Source organism: Butyrivibrio proteoclasticus B316, from assembly GCF_000145035.1.
GTDB lineage: Bacteria > Bacillota > Clostridia > Lachnospirales > Lachnospiraceae > Butyrivibrio > Butyrivibrio proteoclasticus.
On sequence record NC_014389.1, the window covers coordinates 271208 to 287953 of the forward strand.

Here is a 16746-nt window from a genome sequence, read left to right on the forward strand (position 1 = left end):
TTTATTTTCCTCTTTTCTTCAATGCAACAACTACTATTATGGTTGCAGCAAGAGCTATCGCCATGAAAATTCCAAGATACTTAAAAAAAGCTTCCTTGCTCATCTGATTCGTAGATGCTTCTTTTGTTTCTTCCTCCCAATTAGTAAAATCTTCTATTTCAGCACCCACTTCCTCCGGGTCAACAACTGGTGTTTCTTCAATCTTTTCTGATATATCGAGAGCAGCACTTCCAAACACTTCTGCATATCTTGACTCTGCTTCTGATTCTGGGATTATCTCATATTGATAATATTCCGCTATTTCTCTTTCCCGTTCCGTCATCGGATCATCAGTATGTTCGACAATGATCTTTTTGTTTATGAGCTCTGCTTCAATGGTATTTCTAGGCTCTATATTTGCTTCTGATAAAAGAGGCATGACATCGCCGGCGTCAGAAGGCCTTTCTGCTTTTTCCATGATAACGTCAAGCTCGTATTGTGTTGCGCCAGCGTTATTTACTTCGTAACCTGCTTCCTTAGCGGCATTTCCAACCTGGGCAATATTTCCTTCGGGGCCATAAAAGAACTGGATAAGTGATTCCTGTTCCTGTCCAGATGTATAAACTATGCCTGTTTCTTCTGCGCCATCAAACACCATGTACTCGGGGTGCATATATGTTGGCATCGGAGTTCCTACAATATCGTAAAACTCAGAGTATGAACCCATCTCCATGGCCTTTATATAAGCCTCTGCAGCTTCATCCCCAGATGCGCTTCTGATATTTTCAATAAGTGTAGTTGTATCTGCATCAAGAACTGTATTTACTGTTCCGTCCACGTCCATAAGCTTATATGAATCTGGATTTGAAGCATAAGCTGTAACTGGCGTTGAAATCATTAAAATAAAAAATCCAATAACTGGCAGTATCTTTCTCATAATCCAAAGTATCTCCTTTTAATAGATACGTCGATTATACAGGATTTTGTCTATCCATTATTTTTCTGCACAAATTTATATAACAAAACAGGCGGACAATTGTCCGCCTATTACTTTGCCTTATGTTACTGCGTTGTCCAGTAGTTAGCTTCAAACCATTCATCAACTGATTCTGACATATTGATGATAAATACATCTCCCCAGTCAACGCGGATGTTCTTGTTTGCATAATGGCCATCTCCGCCAGCTACCTTTGAACCAACCTTTGCATGGAGCTGATCTTCGCCATACCCTTGTGCTTCCCACATGGACTGGTTGCCATCGTAGGCACCTTCATATGTAAGATCTTTCTTGCTATCAAGGCTATTATGGGATGTGATATCAAAGTGTACTACAAGATATCCGCCCTGGAGCCATACATTCTTATCATCCTTTGCAATACCGCCATGCTCATTAGCATATGCTGTAAGCTCATCCTTGGTCATGGTAGTAAGGAAAAGCTCTGATGGAATAGTGTATGTTCCATACCAGGTCTGCATTGAAGGATTTACACTTGTATGTACAGCATCTTCTGAACCTTCGAGAATATAAAGCTCATCTACAGAGGTAGCATTTACATAGTCTTTATTCAGATTTTCTTTAAGGTATGCTTCATTTCCACTGAATACTCTAAGCTCAGATGTCAGATTAATATTTGACAGCGTGCTGCTTGCTACTTTCTGATTCTTAAAGTTATTCACAAGGTTTTCAATATTTGCACTTTCTCTATTGTAGAACGAAGCAGTAGTAGGGTCATATTTTGGCTTTGCAACAGTCTTTCTTAAATCACTATCAAAATACGAGCCATTGAACTTGGCGTCTGAAAGAGATGTGGTTGTAACAAGAGCCTTATCTTTGTCGCTTCCATACTCGATATAAAGTGTCTCATTGCTTCCCGAGTAGTCGTTATAGTATACATGGAGCTGACCATGTGTTTCATTTGAGGTTCCGCTCTTAGGATCAAGCACATACCTTCCTGTTGCTCCTGCACCATCCGCCGCAGAATCTGGCCACCACCAGAATGTAGGCTTGATCTCTACCCAGTCTCCGTCATTCCATAAGTTACTCATAGTCTTTACAGAGAAAGCAAATTCAGTGCCCTTAGGAGCAGTTCCAGCGTCTTCATATTTATGTGATTTCGTATTATCAATGATGATAGTATTCTTTTTATCCCACCCTATCGCACTTGAAAGATTCCTCGTAAGAGTGCTGTTTGAAACAGTATCACCGGTATGTGCAATCTCTCCTGTTCTTGTATACCTTACATTCTTTGCAAGAGAAGTATATCTTCCTTCCGGATCGTTTCCAAGACGGTTTTTATTTCCAGCCTTCTTCTCCTCATAATTATAGGCAAATGGATATGTAAGATCATGCCAGGAATTCTCAAATGTTGATGTAAGCTGTTTGTCATACAGATCCCTGTTGTTACTTCCAACTACTTCAAAGTCATAGATCCATCCGGACAACTGTACTCCAATGTCATATTTTGCCACGTATGTTGAAGTATCTGCCATATAGCGGTCGCCATCAGCTTCATTCCATTCTTCTGCCATGGCTTCTTTCTGCGCTTCTGTAATGACGTTGCAGGCTTCTACTTTAAATCTTATACCAGATTCATCAGCATAACTTCCTTCAAGTGACCAGCTCGGGATATAGAACTTTGTCCAAAGAAGGTTATCTCTTGTACTTGAACTGTCATCAGCATCATATATAGTAATCCAGTATTTTGGATCCGACTCATCTTCGGTTGCCGGATAATATGTAGGCGTGTCATTACCCTTTTCATAAACGCATACTGCAAATGGGAAGTGTACAAGTTTCTTGGATACATACTTATCAAACTTGATCTCGTCTGACTCTGAGTATGTATTATCAAATAGATCCGGCGTTTTATATTCACCTGAACCTTCTTCCCAGAAGTAGTACCCCTGCGTAGCCAGGTGCTCTCTTGGAGAGAACTTAAACCAGTACGTATTATCCAGTCGCAATTGTACAAGACTTGAATTACGTCCATCGGCAGCAGTACTTCCCTTGAGCTGAACTTCATGCGTTGTATCACCGGAATCCTTATTCCAATGCTGCGCTCCACTATCGGGATGTGCACCTGTATCAGGATCATCATATACAGCTATAACTGATACAACAGGAGTATCAACAATAATCGGGTCATTTCCTGCATATGCGCCCTTGATCTGATTGCCTGTAGGAACGCTTAATCCCCAATACTTCTCATTAGGATTATATGCAAGTACATGTTCGTAATTTGCGGAATTTACTTCGGCGTAATACTCGCCATTAGCTTGTGAAGCAACAATTTCTTTCTGCGATTTACCAAACGCTGGCGTTGTCTCATATGTTTCTGTATCAACAGAACCAAATGCGCTATTCATGGTTCCTTTAAGTTTTTCGGCAAGGTCTTTTAAATATGATGGCAGATGTTCGTTGTCAAAATTCTGGTTCATATCTTCGCCCGCGCCAAGATATTTAACGTCTCTGTCAGGCATCATATCACCTACTACCGTACGACTGTCGTAACCCATTATCAAAGTATCTGTCGAATATGTAGCATAATACAATGTATTCAGATTTTCAGATTCGTTCCTTCCATCCTTTACCCAGCTGTCTATAAGTGCATCTGCTGCCTCGTCAGCTTCTCCACTTGGTGGCTCGCTAAAACCTGAGAAGTCTCCAAGATCCTGCATCTCGGTTGTAGTCCATGAACCCCAGGTAATATGCGCATCTGCATTAGTACTTGGGAAGGCATAAGGCTCTCCTGGCTGCTTATTATAACTTCCATTCCATGAGCCTGAGCCAAGAAGTGTTAAACTGTAAGCAGGTCTTACGCTATCACCGTCTCTTACATCATATGATTCGATACCGCCGTTCACAGGACCATTAAGGTCAGGTGCGATATCGTTTCTGACATGCTTGTCTGTTCCGCTATAGTTTTCCTGGCTGTTTTCCATGCCATTTGATGTTTCAGCATCCTTAAAGTCATATAGTTCAAGATCGTAGATATAGATGAACTGTGCTTTTCTTATGGCATTTCCAGTTACGCCCCACTCAGGATATGAGCCATGTACGCTTATATTGCTCCAAGAGTTAAGTTCTCTTGTATCCCATACGAGCTCAGTTCTTCCTGTAGGCTGCCCAGTTGCAGTATTTTTCTCTTCAACCTCTTTCTGGTATGCCTCGAGCTGAGTATAGTTGTAGCTTACATAATTATAGGAGAAGTCGTGGGAAGCCTCGCCCATTGCGATAGCCGCTGTTCCTGCGTAGGTATCTGCGGTTAGGCCGTTGATGTACTTTTCCTTAGAAGGGATGATGATGCCGTTACCCGTGCCATCCCTGTCATCAGCAAAGCCTGCGTGCTTTCCTTGTTCATCTTCATAGTTTCTTGAATCGTTATATGTATAAACCTGCGTTATAGGAGTTGATGCACGATGGATCCATTCTTTTGTTGATGGTAGAGTTGTTGTCTTATCTTCCTTATCTTCCTTTTCTTCTTCAAGTTCTTTTAGCGCGTCTGCAAGAGCTTCTATGTCTCCGTTTTCTGCAAGCTTAAGAAGCTTCATCCAGTTGGTCTCCCAGCTCTTGGGGTCCATCCATGCGAAAGTACCTTTCATGAAGGCTTCCATCTCGTTCATGTCGTAGGCACCGTCACCGCCGGAAGACTTCATAATTTGTGCAAACCAGGAAAGATTTTTACACTTAGCATTTATCTCAAACTTTCCTGTCTCAGGATTCCATACGCTACTTACTGTATTTCCTCCATCGGATGATACCGCCATGACGTGATCCATCCTTACCTCGCCGTTAGAGTTGAGCATAGCAAGTATCTGTTTAGCGGTCTCACCAGATACCCTTGTCTCATATGTAACGTAGGTATATCCATTAGACGCTTTTGATTCCTGCGGACCTATCGTTTTTATATCTGCGCTGCCTTTGTAAGAAGTATCTCTAGGTATGGTTATAGTCTTGCCCCCCGCTGTTATCTGGTATCCTACAGTCACGCCGACATTAGGGCTTTGGGCCTTCTTGTTGGTCTGAATGATGGAATAAGAACCATCGCCGTTATCCTTGATGATATGATGGTTATTGTTATTCCTGCCATCCTGCGTGGGATCAGACGCATATGCAGTAAGAGGGCTCAGCATAGCCCCGACCATAACAAACCAGCATAAGAATAACGTCAAAAATCTTCTGATTGTTGTCTGCATCGTTTCCTCCTTGAACTTATCGGAATATTACATCTTATATTATGTATCTTTGTAAAATAAATATTTTTTCTGCATAAAGAAAAAGAGCTGACCGTATGAGGTCAACTCTTTAAATGAAAATATTATTATACTTTTTCTTTATGTGTCTTCAAGCATAGACTGAAAGAACCTGATATCTCCAGATGACATTTTTAGTTCATAAGGGATACTATCTGTTCATTATTCCACAAATCATTTGGGAAAACAGATATATCTTCCTTATGCTTGCGGATTATTCTCACAGGTTCAAAAGTATTGTCGTAAACATGCATAATATCACAGATTTTTAAAAGCTCTTTGATATTGTCCAACGATTTTGAATATCTTGATTTTATCTTGTCTTCATCAACATCATGTCCGCCCTGCAATACTCTTGATTTTACCCTGGCTACATTTATATCCGGATCAATGGTCAAAACAAAAATGCACTTAATAAAATAGCCTTCTTCTTTTGCTTTCTTAAGTATGTCCAACTTATAGCTTGAAGATAAAACTGTTTCAAACGTAAAGTCCTTTTTGTTTTTGATTGCCTCGTATCTCTTCCCGTCAACAAACCTGACAGCTTCGACGTTTGTCATCCCCGTAGAAGCAACGACATCATCGGCATTGGTATATTCACCAATGATATCGAAATAGTGGGTGATTGTGCTTTTACCAGAACCATTGGGACCGGCAAGTACAAGTATCATCGGTTTTTTATCGCACATATTCCCTGTCTCCATTTGGATACTCGATATACGCCTGCCTTTTTTCGAGATCATATTTAGCAATCGGCTTCTGGCATACTTCTGCCTTTTCTAGCGCACTTTTTACAGCAGCCCTAGCTCTTTTATCCATTTCCTTATCGCGTTCTGTAATGGAGTTTCCAACATTGTCAGGAGATATTATTTTTACTTTTATATCTCCAAATTTCATCTCTGTTCTATCCATAAATTATTCTCCTTGCCTTGATTATAACACATCAAGCATCTAATTTTTTATTTGAATAGCAGTAATCACTTAGGGCAAAAAGACTCCGGATTGCTCCGAAGTCTTATACTTTTTATTTGCGGATGTTATTATTTGTAATACGTTGCTTTTTCTCCAAAGAAGTACTCCCATTCTTGAGTATACTCATCGATATACTGAGCCATAATCTTTAGGATTCTGTTCAGTCTCTGTTCAGAAATATCAGAAGTACGATAAGCAACTTGCATCGTCCCATCTGATAAAATCCATACCTTAGTCTTATCAGGCCCGGGACTTAATGCTACATGAAAATGCAATGGCTCCAATGGTTTTCCTTCATCACTCCAATAGTAAATCAGCTGTTGAAGGATCCTCCTAAACCTCGGCAACAGAATCCTCTTTTGAGAATTCCAATGCAAGGGGAGCTGTCTTGGCAGCATGCTTCATTAACTCTTCCATTTCTGATTCATTAAAACCATTTACTTCCGAAAACGTATTGCCAGGGTATTTAAGCTTGGCAGAATTAAAGCCGCTCTCTTTACCGTTCGGTTTCTCAAAATAAAGAATAATGTAGTCTTCTCCGTTGTTATGTTTCAAATCCGAATATGTTATTTCAAGGCCGTCATTAAATGACATCAGTGGATTGTGCTCCATAACTATTCCTCCATCCATAGCGAACTCTCCTTTCCTTGTAAATTTACAAATAGAGAAGGAGCATCCGCTTCTCCAACCTCTGTTTGATAGCCTAGTGACCAAATAGGGCTTGGAGAATATTTAATTTCTCCTATTATTATCTGGCATTAGCTAATGAGATAATAATGGGCCATATAAATCAAGATAAAACTCTTTAGACATCTTCATTATATCAGACACCTTTAAATAAGCAATTGAACACAAAAAGACTCCGGAGTGAACCGGAGTCTTCTGTAATTGTCTTATTATATTGTCTTTACTTGAGCTTGTTAGCTATGCGTCCTTCACTCTTACCATACTGATTGTAATGCTGCTTAAGAAGGTCTCCGTTAGTGCCGAAGGCACTCTGTAGATCAGCATAGTTTACGTAGTAATAATAAGCATTGAACTCTGCTGTATTGCCCTTATAGGACTTAAGGCTCTCTGCTGCTGAGTTGTTTGCTGTGGCAGCAGGTGCTGCAGCTGCAGATGCATATGGGTTTGCATCGCCTTTATTATATACTTTGTCAACATAGGTTCTGTATGGAAGTGTAGCTAGAGCTTTATGAGTTGGTTTCTTCAGGATATTCGTGATAGAATTCGCTCTCTTCATATAATAATTATAATCCGTAGTTGTGGCGTTATAATAATTTGATGCATTTGGATCTATTGAATATCCGTTAGCAACAACGGTATCGATGAAATCCTGAACTGTTCCATACTTTCCTGTATACACATAAACGTTGTCTTCCCATACGAGAGCCGGCTGAGACATTACACCTTCGGACTTTCCCATGATTTTATCGTCATCACAGATTGGCCCCCAGCATCCTACGTGCTTTCTGTAGTAATAATAATCGCCAGTAAGTACCGCTTTCTTATAAAGGTCAACAGCCTCTGATCCGTATACCTCGTTGATTCTTGCGTAGAGATCCTGCATTCCCTTGTCGTATCCGCTGTTTCTCCACTCCTCTGCATGTGCGTCCATGAAGAATACGCCGCTGATGCCTGCAAGCAAACAGATCACTGCAAGCATAGACAAAATCTGTTTTGTTATGTGTTTCATTTTTTCTTTCCTTTCTGTATAACAAACATTAAAATTTACAAGTTTATTGTGTGATTTTCTAATCAAAATAAAAATCGGCCATCGGCCGAGGAAAATGGTAATATTTTGTGGCATGAATAGCAATATGATTTGGATAAAAATATGTGAATTCCAGCACTTTATTTCACGAAAAGATAATTCAAATTGAAATAATTATTATGTTAAAACCTGACATAAATAAGTTTCTTAGACACCTTCATTATATCAAATAACGTCAAGTAGGCAACCAAAAAGCCCTGGACTTTAAATCCAGAGCTTTTGCGTTGTGATCATAATACATTCATCAGACTTCTTACTAAAACTTCCAGGGTATCGCGGTCTGCATTTCTAAGAGCTTCAACAAGCTTCTTGTCATCAGTAAGAGTAGAATTGTTTGCAAATCCAAGGTTCTGGACCAGCTTTTGTGCGCCATCCTGCCAGAACTCTCTTAAAGCGTACAGAATCCCTCTAAGATTATCATCAGCTTTGATATCCTCAGAACAGAGAGCTTCTTCACATACTTCCTTTGCAACATCCCTTGCTATTTCCGGACCATCTCCAAGCATGCATTTCGCAAGAAATGTCATTTTTTCAGCTGGTTTTTCCGGCAAACGCGCCATGAAGCTTTCAATAGTCTCTGTATTTGCATCAACGTTCTTAAACTGGGCATTACTTAAATCCGGCTGAGTTGACTCAACACCTGTGACTGTTTCAACGGTCTGAAGATCATTTAATAAAAGCTCAGCAAGTTTTTTCTTGGTCTGCTCTGACATATTCCAGATGATGATAGTTGTTTTGTTTTCTTTGGCATCCTGGAAGAGTCTTATCTCTTCTTTGATATTTCTCATTTTAACCTCCTGATTTAACTGACATATATTCTAATGTTCTTATCATGTATCATTCAAAATAAAATAAAGCGCCGACAGCGCCTTATTCTTTTATGCTATATATAAATGTTTTGCCATAGGTTTCGTTATAAGATACTTTCCATACGCCCGGCTCTGCATCTTTTATAATATATGTAGCAAACTTTCCGCTTTCATGGCACGTAGCCTCAGCTTCTTCTCCAGAAGGAGAGATAAAAGCCAAGGGGAAAGTCTGGTCTTCAAACTCACAGCTGATCACAAGATCTCCGCCAGCATGTTCGGGGCTTAACTTATACGCCTTTTCAGAGGGATGAATGCTTTTAATTCCTGTCAGGCATGCAAAAATTATAAATGCCACAGCGAATATATACCTGATTTTGTTATTTTGATGTTCTGTCATGCTGTTCACTCCTGTCCATCTATAGGCGTGAAGCATATCACCATTTCTGTATCGTCTCCACTATTTATTGCGCAGTGCCATTTACTGCTTGGGGCAATATATTTTATGCTATTCCGACCAATAAATTCCTGATAATCAACATCGTTTTTCACATAATAACTGCTGCCAATGGAAACTGCAGAAACGTCCATCTCCGGAATATAGTAAAGAATTTCAACAACATCACTTCCTTTGAGCATCACGTTGTCATAATCATAAATCTGAATCTTTTCGGATACTGGAAGCTTTTCTCTGTACTGTCCCTCTGCTATGATCAACATTCCAAGAAGAGTAAAATATCCTATCCCGAAAGCGATCACTGTCCTTTTTCGGCCCTTAAACCATTCCCTGACGTTCATACCGATGCCTCTTTTTCTGATTCAGCTTTTGGCATTTCTTCATCAAGCCCCACAGCTGTAGCAATCTTAAGTCTCATTTCAGGATTCTTTATCTGCATGATGTTGCCAAGAGTAAGTCTTACTCCGTCAGCGATAAGTTTTGTAAGAGTCTGATACTCTTCTGGAAGCCTGAATACCGCATTAGGTTCCTTATTAAGGTACACTCTTGCCTCTTCGCTCTTTAAACAAAGTGATGGAGCATGCCTTAAGACTCTCCAGTCCACATTAAGATCTGCAAGCATTTCTTTATTTTCGAGTTCTTCAGGAAAACTCAAAAATATCTCCGTCATAAGAATCTTTGATATTCCATCCTCTTTGCAATATTCCCAGTAACTTTCTATTGCTTCTTTTGTAAGGTATGAAGGTGTCTTGATGGAGCCTTCAGGATGCATTTCGGCAATCTTCTTGCAGATATCTCCATTAAGCCAGGATACCTGTTCGCCCTTCCAGTAGTCAGCTGTCTTGTTATCGCCCATCTTTCTGTAATACTGCTCATTTCTAAAAGGAATCTGCAGTCTGTAGATGAAATCCGGTGGGAAATCTCTGTCGAGCTCAAGAAGTGCTTCAAGGTCTTTGAGCGTACGCTTTTCTACAGGACGAGCAAGGAATGACTCTGGTTCAAGCTCATCTTCATGCCCAAGATCAGCTGATGCAAAATCATACTCCCATGATGTAGGATTGATCACAAGATTCTGATTTGGGGTATTTTTTCTTTTTGGTTTTCCTGCGACCTTCGCCTTGGCAGTCTGTTCTGCGCGTCCCTTTGACTGTTTCTTTCTTTCTGCAGTTACAAATCTTATAAGCCCTGGGTCTTTTCTAAGAACATCTCTTATAAATACATCATCCTGACCATTCAAAAGAGACATGAAGTCATTTAGATCTTCTTTCCTGATCTTATGTCCCCATGTCGCAAATGAAAGCGCACATGCATTTATGATTTCAGAGGGCACATCTTTGAGGGCTCTGAAATCTTTGTCGACAGCCATTTTGGCAAATCTTCTGTTCTTTACATTTTCAGGAAGCTCGCTCCATGCATTTCTGCTGTCCATGGCAGCAAGTGCCATCAGTGGAGTTACTTCCTCAAATTCATTAAGGGATTTCCCCTTTCTTATCTCTTTTAAGACATCAAGCTCTGTCTGCATAAATCCTTATTCTCCTTTTAATCATATAAATACGATGAGTATTCTGTATAAAAGCCATGTTACGCCTACAGCAACAAGACATACGATATGCTTTTTCTTACTGTCCTCATCTGATAACAATCCCTTTTTATGCTTTGTTGTTGTGACCTGACTGTATGATACAGCCACAATCAAAACTATCATGAACATAAAATTTACTAACGTTCTTGCCATTTTTAATTCCTCCACATGATATTATGGAGAGATTTATCCAGACATTTTTCGCCTATATTTTTCTGCACAGTTTATTTGTGTTTCTTAGGTTTCCATTTTATGGTAAAGGCTAAAACAAACAATACCATTCCAACTGTACACATCAAAATAACAAAGACAAGGACTGGGATATTTGAACCGATATTGTTTTTTGTTGAGGTGTTTGTTACTTCTTTTTTATTTTCTTCATCCTCAGTGCTCGTTTTGTCTCCACTTATCGTTATTTTTCTATAAGATATCTGATAATCTCCGTCTTTATCAACTTCCATGGATACAAAACCGTCTTCATCTACCGGAAGTGACAGCTTTGTTTCGCCGGTCTTATCCATCAGGTCAAGAGCCATTCCTTCTTCCCTTCCTGTATACAGGGTAAGTGTGGCAGGTGCTGGAAGTGTATCGGTAAGATCAAACTTTAGGGTCTCATCATTAAATTCTACTTTCAGGTCAAGCGCTTGCTCCGGATAGTACACAACACTTTTGAAATACCATGAGTAGTCAGCTCTGTCTTCTTTATCATTCATGAATATGATAAGAAGCGGCTCTCCCATAAGGGCAGAAAACTTTATCATCTCCCCATCTATAGTCTGGTCTTTGGTAGATGAGGGCAGATATATAAATGCATTATCCATTACATTATCATTATAAAAACCGATGATTGTTTTCTCAGCCTCATCGCTCCTTAGCTCGCTGAGCTGATGTTTTTCTATCGTATCATCATCGCTTGTCGTGACTTTTAGCTCTGTCTGCTCGTCTCTTTTGATCTTAAATCCGCTATCTTTAACGTCTTCTGGAAGTTTATAATCCTTATCAAGTATTCCGCGCGTTTTCCACGCGTCAATATACTCAAGAAAATACCCGTCTTCAAGGACCTGGTGCAGCTGGTCATACGACAGCTGTTTGCTGATGATAAGAACGTAGAGGCCGTATAAGCCTCTTTCCAATCCTCTTTCATAATCAGAAAGCGCCTGGGCATAAAACTCGTTCCAGTCTTTATCATTAAAATACGCTATAGGCTCCGAGCTTTCTATTTCCGCCAAAACAGCTTCACTAGTTTCTTCTGTTGAAGCTTCTGGCTTAGTAATAAGCTCTGTAGCATGTGCGTATAAAGGCGTGGTTATTATCAGACACAAAGCTGCGCTCATGGCGCCTAACATTTTCCTCATGATGTTCTCCTTTATGAAATGGGGATAATTTCCTGCCTATATTTTATTACATATGTATATCTGCTATTTTTCTGCACAAAAAACGGCCGCTTTTATAAGCGACCGTTTAAATATATCAGTGAGCCATGTCTTCGTATTCCCTGTCTCTATTATCCAGATCTATGTCCTGCATAAAGAGCTGTTCTGCTACATGATTGATGACTCCAATGACCTTGTCTGATTCCTCATTTCGATGTTCGGCGTTCTCTGCATTTCTTGCAATTAGCTGAAGATATGACGCATCCTGTGTTGCAGCATATGTTTCTACTGCCTGGCAAATAGCCTCTATTGATAAGTTTTCAGGAGCCTCAAGGATAAGATATGGGTCATGCGTTACCGCGATTGCAGTAGCGCTTAAATTCTTTTCCTTATCAGGGAGCTTTGCATATAAAGCTGGATGCCTTTCTATGATATTCTCTTTAGCGGCTTCGTGCACCTGTTCAATCGGAGCTATTCCTACAAGTTTTGAATCTGCTTTAAACTCCTGAACAAACTGTGCGAATTCCGGCATCTGCGACCAGTGAAGTTCTTTTGGTTCTTCTGCCTTTTCTACATCTTCCTGTCCCTTCATCTGGTTTGCCATATCAAGGAAAGGATTGTCGTTTACAACTGGTGTAGTTGGGGCTACTGGTGCTTCTGGCTGAACCTCATCAGCCTTTTCTACATCTTCCTGCTCTGTCTTTGTAACTTCAGGCTCTTTTCTCTGAACTCCAGCAATCTCCATAAACTTGTTTGAAGCCTTGGAACCATATTCTGAGATCTTATCAAAGAACTCTTCTACTTTCTTTTCAGCGTCATCACCGCTGTGCTGCCTGATGTCGTTTAATGTAAACTCAACAAGCTTCTGGCTGATCTGTCCAGCTGAGATGAATCTTAAAGTCTCTGGATTTGACTCGATTGCTGTTGGAAGGTACTTAAATAGTCCCTCAAGTGCAGGATTCTTTGTATCTGCCTTTATAATAGCAGGAACGCTCTTTGCAAGGGAAAGCATTTCAATACCTGGCTGTTTTTCCTGCTTTTCGCTCATAACAATAAGAGCTTTTGTAGCAACATCTTTTGTAAAATCATTCTGATCGATGTTGTATACATTAAGGGGATTCTTATCAAGAAGCTGAATAATTGCTTCACTCTTTTTAAGGCTTCCTTCTTCCATGAGCTTTGAAAGCTCCTCATAGAATTTATCATGGTAGACCTTAGCTTTCTCTTCCTTTGTAAGTTCTGACTTTTCTTCCGGATTTTCCCTGGTTTCTTCCTTAGGCTCAGCTTCTTTTGAAGGAGCCTCTTTGGACGTCTCTTTTTCTCTTGTTTCTGTAGTTTTTTCTTTGTCTTTTTCTTCCTTAAAAGGATTACCTGCTTTATCCTTTTCCGGCTCACCACCTGCTGCCTTTTGTTCTTCTGGCTTAAAGGCCGAAGCATCATACAAAGCTTCTGCAGCATAAATATCCTGCATTGCATTTGCGTACATCTTCGTTGCCTGATATCTTCTTATGAGATAAAAAGGATTAAGGCTCTTTATAGCTCTTACTACAGCTGCCACAGCTTTCATAAAGATGTTCTTCTGGTGTCTGTCTGCATACTCATATCCTTCAAGAGTATCTGCTTCGTACCAGAGTCTGTTCTTAAGCTGCTTTGCCTGAGCTTTATTAAGAGTCTTTTCTGTCACCTGGCCTGTTTTTGGATTCGGAACAGGGCCTGTGTATCTTCCGGTTTCATATAACTGACGGTCAATATCAATCATCTGTGCATGATATTCATCTATAAGCTGTTGAGATGTTCCGCCGGCGGCATTGTATTTCTCTGCCATCGTTTTGCCTTTCTGCGCTTTGCGCTGCCTTAACATGTTACTTATCTATAATGTAAAATTATGGGCAAAATAAAAACAGCCCTGCAAAATGCAGAGCTGTAATTAACTTTACGCTACCTGAGATGTGCTTGTTACCTCGTAGTTAACATTATGTTCCTTACATAATGCCTTGAGAGTACTAAGAACAAATTTAAGCTCAGAACCTGCACCAGAAAGTGAAATCACTCCTTCATATCTGGGCTCATTCTGAGAAGCAAACGGGTTTGTCTGGAAAGGATTGGATACAGTAGGATTAGAAATAGGCATCTGCGCCACATTGTCCTGATTTCTGGCTTCCACTGTATTATTCTCAGTCTCATTTATGGCACTTGCCATTTCTGAAGCCTCTTTAGCGGCTGCTGCTTCCATAGCCTGTGCCTGACGCTTTTTCTCTTCATCGATAGCTTCCTGTCTGATCTTTTCCTCAGCTTCCGCTATCTCTGCTGCGCGCTCATGGATACGGGTTCCAAGCTTTCCAGCCATATCTTTTGGATCCATACCTGAAGATAAAAGCTCGTCCACATACTTTGCAAAATCCTCACACTTAAGCTGCTGCTTGATCTTGAGATTCTCGGCATCAACAGTAGACTTAAGAATAGCATCAAGCATATCCGTGTTGTCCTGTAAAAGCTTAAGCGCTGCGATCTGGGCATCGTAGTCTGCATTGATGACCTTTTGAGTGGTAGTAAGATTCTTCATTGTCGAAGGCTCAACTATTCTCTCTGCAAACTCAGGTCTAAGTCCTGCTTTTTTGATCTCTTTTTCAGCGTGAGATCTGCATTTCTTATCCCTTTCTTCCTTCTTTTTGTCATCATACTTCACGGTAACGCCCTCAATCTCGAGCTTTGCATCTGTAAGGATCTGCTCAATGGCCTTACATCTCTGATCGAACTCTTTGATAGGGGCCTCAGCCTGTGATTTGAGTGCCCTTCTTTTCTTCTCAATGTCGTTTACAAATCCTGCAAGCATCTTCGCATCTGCCTTAGCAGTCTTGTATGATTCCTCAGTGATAGCAATTGATGTGTAAGTCTTTGCAATCTCCTTCGCCTGTGCCTCAAGCTCATCAAAATTGATGCTGATAACAGGGGCTATCACCTGCTCTTTGATCATAAGTTCATTCATTTTATTATCCTCCTATTAACTGACATTAAATTTTATAAAAGGATAATGGCAAATATTGAATAAAATAAAAGAGGCTTTTACAGCCTCTTTACTTAATTAATATTAACAGCTTTCCGTTATCTGGTTTCTTCCGTGTTCTTTTGAATAATAAAGGTTTTCATCAGCTTTTTTCAGAGCTTCATCAAGTGTCATGGGGCTGTTTACTATATAAAGGCCTCCACTGAATGTAAAATGTTCATCCGTAAAATCAAAGCTCTGTTTTCTAAACTCGGAAAGGAGCCCTTCCAATATTTCCTTCTCATTTTCCTGATTATCAAATATCAGCGTAAATTCCTCGCCGCCATATCTCCCGACTATTGTATTTGCAGACTGCACCGTTTTAAGTATCTTTCCAAGACGTTTTAATACTTCATCACCACCGTCATGACCATAAGTATCATTAACGCTCTTAAAATGATCGATATCTATCATGGCAACAGCAAGTCGCCTCACACCAGCAATGTGTTTCATTTTTTCACTTCCGTTTGACATAAGCCATCCTCTGCTGTAAACGCCGGTCAGGTTGTCAAAATGAAGCTCCTGCTTATAAAAATTACTCCTTTCCTTCGCTTCCTTACCGCTTAGCTTTAATTTATTCTGATATCTTGCAATATTTCTTAAAAGTCCATAAGAGAAAATCATTACCATCACTGCTATGATATCTGTAGCAAATGGAATAAGAGAAGCTGTCAGAAATGCTAATACTCCATTTGCACAAAGGGCGCCTGTTAAGAGGAAGAACAAAAGACTTCTCTTATCATCAAGAAGAACTGCTATAAAGAGGCCTGCAACTGCAAGAAGTTGAATGCCCGGAAAGTTCCACAAAAACATGATTGGGAGAGCCCATACAAATATAAACGCATTAAAGAGTTTTTCAAATTCCTTCGCACCCGCTCCCGGTTCTTTTGTTGTTGTACGTATCATGCATAAAATGAGCAGGATAACACATATCCCCGGAAGCAGCAGGTTTGAATATCTGAATATCTCCGGAACACATAACAGTTTTGTGATAAGGGCATCGCAAAAAGCAAGGATACTGAATCCTATTCCTAAAGCGCAGTACCATCTGACGATATGCAAATAAGCTTTACTAAGTTTTGTATAGTTTATTTCCATCTTAACCAAGCTCCTTGATATTACCTGTGATCCATTTTGCCTTAACCTTATCAAGCGTAATGCATAGCCCGACATGGACAGGGCCTTCCTCGTTTATAAACTCAGACTCTTCCCACGAATCAGCTTTTTCTGCAACACACTCATAATATGTCTTTGCAATAAATTCGATTGCAACAGGGTCTTCGATATCTTCCATCCTGGCAAGTTTTCTTGCCTTGTCGTATTCGCCAAGATGAACGGCACATACTGCCTTTTCATCGTCAGTACCAGGAAGTTCAAAGGCACTAAGTGAAGGTTTTATTCCCTTCTTCATGATCTTGTCTGCATTTTCTCTTTCTGTTATATACCAGAGGATATCTGGCCTTGCATGATATACGGTCTTATACTGCATTTTCTACCTCGCTTCTAA

At 40.1% G+C, this 16746-nt stretch carries 17 protein-coding genes; all 17 read right to left on the bottom strand.

The window, feature by feature from the left end; all coding sequences use genetic code 11:
* Position 1: 1 nt before the first annotated feature.
* The 17 genes from BPR_RS17885 to BPR_RS17965 all read right to left on the bottom strand — a co-directional run bounded on the left by BPR_RS17885 (position 2) and on the right by BPR_RS17965 (position 16728).
* Complete coding sequence (locus BPR_RS17885; protein WP_013282915.1) at positions 2 to 916, bottom strand: hypothetical protein; 915 nt, start codon at positions 914 to 916, stop codon at positions 2 to 4.
* Between the two features lie 125 nt (positions 917 to 1041).
* The gene (locus BPR_RS17890; RefSeq protein ID WP_013282916.1) at positions 1042 to 5175 is read right to left on the bottom strand and encodes a hypothetical protein; all 4134 of its coding nucleotides are present in this window, start codon (positions 5173 to 5175) and stop codon (positions 1042 to 1044) included.
* A gap of 191 nt (positions 5176 to 5366) precedes the next feature.
* Positions 5367 to 5921: a zeta toxin family protein gene (locus BPR_RS17895; RefSeq protein WP_013282917.1), complete on the bottom strand. Its 555-nt coding sequence runs from the start codon at positions 5919 to 5921 to the stop codon at positions 5367 to 5369.
* Positions 5911 to 6144, bottom strand: a complete 234-nt coding sequence (locus tag BPR_RS17900; protein WP_013282918.1) for a hypothetical protein — start codon at positions 6142 to 6144, stop codon at positions 5911 to 5913. Before BPR_RS17900 ends, BPR_RS17895 begins: the two co-directional genes overlap by 11 nt.
* A gap of 128 nt (positions 6145 to 6272) precedes the next feature.
* Positions 6273 to 6551, bottom strand: a complete 279-nt coding sequence (locus BPR_RS17905) for a DUF4160 domain-containing protein (protein ID WP_042258579.1) — start codon at positions 6549 to 6551, stop codon at positions 6273 to 6275.
* Positions 6538 to 6834: a hypothetical protein gene (locus BPR_RS17910; protein WP_013282919.1), complete on the bottom strand. Its 297-nt coding sequence runs from the start codon at positions 6832 to 6834 to the stop codon at positions 6538 to 6540. Before BPR_RS17910 ends, BPR_RS17905 begins: the two co-directional genes overlap by 14 nt.
* A gap of 277 nt (positions 6835 to 7111) precedes the next feature.
* Positions 7112 to 7900 (bottom strand): hypothetical protein, encoded by a 789-nt coding sequence (locus tag BPR_RS17915; RefSeq protein WP_013282920.1) that lies wholly within the window; start codon positions 7898 to 7900, stop codon positions 7112 to 7114.
* Positions 7901 to 8208: 308 nt separating this feature from the next.
* Positions 8209 to 8766: a hypothetical protein gene (locus BPR_RS17920; protein ID WP_013282921.1), complete on the bottom strand. Its 558-nt coding sequence runs from the start codon at positions 8764 to 8766 to the stop codon at positions 8209 to 8211.
* An 82-nt stretch (positions 8767 to 8848) separates the two neighbouring features.
* Positions 8849 to 9184 (bottom strand): hypothetical protein, encoded by a 336-nt coding sequence (locus BPR_RS17925; protein ID WP_013282922.1) that lies wholly within the window; start codon positions 9182 to 9184, stop codon positions 8849 to 8851.
* Between the two features lie 5 nt (positions 9185 to 9189).
* Positions 9190 to 9582, bottom strand: a complete 393-nt coding sequence (locus BPR_RS17930) for a hypothetical protein (RefSeq protein ID WP_013282923.1) — start codon at positions 9580 to 9582, stop codon at positions 9190 to 9192.
* Entirely contained in the window at positions 9579 to 10763 is a 1185-nt protein-coding gene (locus tag BPR_RS17935) for a hypothetical protein (protein ID WP_013282924.1), read from the bottom strand. The genes BPR_RS17930 and BPR_RS17935 overlap by 4 nt, the downstream gene beginning before the upstream one ends.
* A 21-nt stretch (positions 10764 to 10784) precedes the next feature.
* Entirely contained in the window at positions 10785 to 10976 is a 192-nt protein-coding gene (locus BPR_RS17940; RefSeq protein ID WP_013282925.1) for a hypothetical protein, read from the bottom strand.
* A 71-nt stretch (positions 10977 to 11047) separates the two neighbouring features.
* Positions 11048 to 12178 carry a hypothetical protein gene (locus BPR_RS17945; RefSeq protein ID WP_013282926.1) on the bottom strand — a complete coding sequence of 377 codons (1131 nt, stop codon included), beginning with the start codon at positions 12176 to 12178 and terminating at the stop codon, positions 11048 to 11050.
* Between the two features lie 115 nt (positions 12179 to 12293).
* Positions 12294 to 14021, bottom strand: coding sequence for a hypothetical protein (locus BPR_RS17950; protein ID WP_013282927.1), 1728 nt, complete (start codon positions 14019 to 14021; stop codon positions 12294 to 12296).
* 108 nt (positions 14022 to 14129) lie between these two features.
* Positions 14130 to 15182 carry a DUF1351 domain-containing protein gene (locus BPR_RS17955; RefSeq protein ID WP_013282928.1) on the bottom strand — a complete coding sequence of 351 codons (1053 nt, stop codon included), beginning with the start codon at positions 15180 to 15182 and terminating at the stop codon, positions 14130 to 14132.
* A 102-nt stretch (positions 15183 to 15284) separates the two neighbouring features.
* A complete protein-coding gene (locus tag BPR_RS20170; RefSeq protein WP_013282929.1) occupies positions 15285 to 16337 on the bottom strand; it encodes a GGDEF domain-containing protein in 1053 nt (350 codons plus the stop codon).
* A gap of 1 nt (position 16338) precedes the next feature.
* The gene (locus tag BPR_RS17965; RefSeq protein WP_013282930.1) at positions 16339 to 16728 is read right to left on the bottom strand and encodes a hypothetical protein; all 390 of its coding nucleotides are present in this window, start codon (positions 16726 to 16728) and stop codon (positions 16339 to 16341) included.
* Positions 16729 to 16746 lie beyond the last annotated feature (18 nt).

What these genes read in the sequence shown, in the direction of transcription:
- BPR_RS17890 (WP_013282916.1), bottom strand. Translation starts at nt 5,175, where the DNA reads ATGCAGACAACAATCAGAAGATTTTTGACGTTATTCTTATGCTGGTTT.
- BPR_RS17955 (WP_013282928.1), bottom strand. Translation starts at nt 15,182, where the DNA reads ATGAATGAACTTATGATCAAAGAGCAGGTGATAGCCCCTGTTATCAGC.
- BPR_RS17915 (WP_013282920.1), bottom strand. Translation starts at nt 7,900, where the DNA reads ATGAAACACATAACAAAACAGATTTTGTCTATGCTTGCAGTGATCTGT.
- BPR_RS17900 (WP_013282918.1), bottom strand. Translation starts at nt 6,144, where the DNA reads ATGGATAGAACAGAGATGAAATTTGGAGATATAAAAGTAAAAATAATA.
- BPR_RS17930 (WP_013282923.1), bottom strand. Translation starts at nt 9,582, where the DNA reads ATGAACGTCAGGGAATGGTTTAAGGGCCGAAAAAGGACAGTGATCGCT.
- BPR_RS17935 (WP_013282924.1), bottom strand. Translation starts at nt 10,763, where the DNA reads ATGCAGACAGAGCTTGATGTCTTAAAAGAGATAAGAAAGGGGAAATCC.
- BPR_RS17885 (WP_013282915.1), bottom strand. Translation starts at nt 916, where the DNA reads ATGAGAAAGATACTGCCAGTTATTGGATTTTTTATTTTAATGATTTCA.
- BPR_RS17965 (WP_013282930.1), bottom strand. Translation starts at nt 16,728, where the DNA reads ATGCAGTATAAGACCGTATATCATGCAAGGCCAGATATCCTCTGGTAT.
- BPR_RS17895 (WP_013282917.1), bottom strand. Translation starts at nt 5,921, where the DNA reads ATGTGCGATAAAAAACCGATGATACTTGTACTTGCCGGTCCCAATGGT.
- BPR_RS17950 (WP_013282927.1), bottom strand. Translation starts at nt 14,021, where the DNA reads ATGGCAGAGAAATACAATGCCGCCGGCGGAACATCTCAACAGCTTATA.
- BPR_RS17910 (WP_013282919.1), bottom strand. Translation starts at nt 6,834, where the DNA reads ATGGATGGAGGAATAGTTATGGAGCACAATCCACTGATGTCATTTAAT.
- BPR_RS20170 (WP_013282929.1), bottom strand. Translation starts at nt 16,337, where the DNA reads ATGGAAATAAACTATACAAAACTTAGTAAAGCTTATTTGCATATCGTC.
- BPR_RS17925 (WP_013282922.1), bottom strand. Translation starts at nt 9,184, where the DNA reads ATGACAGAACATCAAAATAACAAAATCAGGTATATATTCGCTGTGGCA.
- BPR_RS17940 (WP_013282925.1), bottom strand. Translation starts at nt 10,976, where the DNA reads ATGGCAAGAACGTTAGTAAATTTTATGTTCATGATAGTTTTGATTGTG.
- BPR_RS17920 (WP_013282921.1), bottom strand. Translation starts at nt 8,766, where the DNA reads ATGAGAAATATCAAAGAAGAGATAAGACTCTTCCAGGATGCCAAAGAA.
- BPR_RS17945 (WP_013282926.1), bottom strand. Translation starts at nt 12,178, where the DNA reads ATGAGGAAAATGTTAGGCGCCATGAGCGCAGCTTTGTGTCTGATAATA.